Below are 1,419 nucleotides of genomic sequence, written 5' to 3'. Positions count from 1 at the left end.
TACGAGATCTAGTACGGTCTCGTGGGCTCGGAGATGTGTATAAGAGACAGGTCTTTATCTTTTTTGTATATACGATTTATAGAATTTGGGTTAAGGAAAAGAAGGATCTTTTGTGGTTTATCGCCATTTGCTCATTTTGCTTTTGCATGATAGTCTCTGTGCGCCAAAGGCTGGAGCTTGAGCAGTTTTTGCCATTTTGCGTGATCGCAACGCCACTTATGGTAAGAGTTTTTTTCAACTCGTATCGCGTGAGACTGCCAAAATTTAGAAAAGGACACAAAATTTGCACTGGCTTAGTGATGCTTTTTTTGATATTTAACTGGTCAGCGATCATCTTTAATCAAATTTTTTACCTCTTTTTAAGCGATCCTACAAAACATCTCACTTATAAATTTGATGTAGCAAAAGAGCTGGCAGATAAGCTAAAAGAGGCTGGAGTGCAAGATATAGCGACCGAAGATACAAGGCTTGCACTAAGGCTTAAATTTTATGGGATAAAAACAAAAAGCTACTCTAAAAATTTATTAGCAAGTGCCGATTTAGATGAGAAGTCAAAATTTAGTATAGAAAAAATGGGAAAAGTGGTTGCAAATTTTAACATCAAGGAACGATAAATTTATGAAAAAAAGAGCCTTTACTATGATAGAACTTGTTTTTGTCATAGTTGTTGTTGGAATTTTGGCAGCTGTCATGATCCCAAAGCTAAACAGAAATGGCTCAAGAGAAGCTGCAACTCAAATTTTAACTCACATAAGATACACTCAACACCTCGCCATGCAGGATGATAAATACTCTACCACAGAGACAAGGTGGGCAAAACAGCGCTGGACGATAGCTTTTTCAAAAAACAAAATAGATAAGTGCTCGATTGATAAAAATAATGAGCAAACGTGGAAATATAGTGTTTTTTTTGATAAAACAATAAGCGGAAATCCAAATTCAAAAGATGAGATCGCAAATGATATTTATAAGTCTGGCAAGCTACTAACTGCTGGCTGGAGTGGTATATCTGAAAGTGACTGCAAGAAGATAAATAAAGAACTAAATATAGAAAAAAGATTTGGTATAACAGACGTAAGCCTCTCTGGTGGATGCGTCAAAGGGAGGGCAAATAAAAAAGTAGCCTTTGATGAAATGGGACGTCCTATGGGAACCATAAGTACTGTAAAAGGTGGGATAAAAAGACCATATGAAAGGCTTTTTGGAAGAAATTGCAACATAACCTTAACTGATAAACGCGGCAATCAAACGACTATAGTTATAGAAAAAGAAAGCGGCTTTGCATATATAAAAGAAAATAGTTAAATTTGATCAAATTTTGAGCTTTTGATTTTTTTCAAAAAACTGCTATTTTTTAATCTGCATTTAAGCATCCCTCATATATAATTCCAGCTCACGAAACGAGAAACCACCTTTAAC

At 35.4% G+C, this 1,419-nt stretch carries 1 protein-coding gene; it reads left to right on the top strand.

Annotation, left to right across the window (positions count from 1 at the left end):
• Positions 1-618: 618 nt before the first annotated feature.
• Positions 619-1,305, top strand: a complete 687-nt coding sequence (locus Q0296_RS09195) for a type II secretion system protein (protein ID WP_298039701.1) — start codon at positions 619-621, stop codon at positions 1,303-1,305.
• Positions 1,306-1,419: the final 114 nt, after the last annotated feature.

The organism is uncultured Campylobacter sp., assembly GCF_937890585.1.
Taxonomy (GTDB): Bacteria; Campylobacterota; Campylobacteria; order Campylobacterales; family Campylobacteraceae; genus Campylobacter_A.
Note: the sequence above shows the minus strand (reverse complement) of the source record. Positions and strands in the feature narration are given on the sequence as shown.

Coding starts and splice junctions, on each gene's coding strand:
- Q0296_RS09195 (WP_298039701.1), top strand. CDS start 619: ATGAAAAAAAGAGCCTTTACTATGATAGAACTTGTTTTTGTCATAGTT.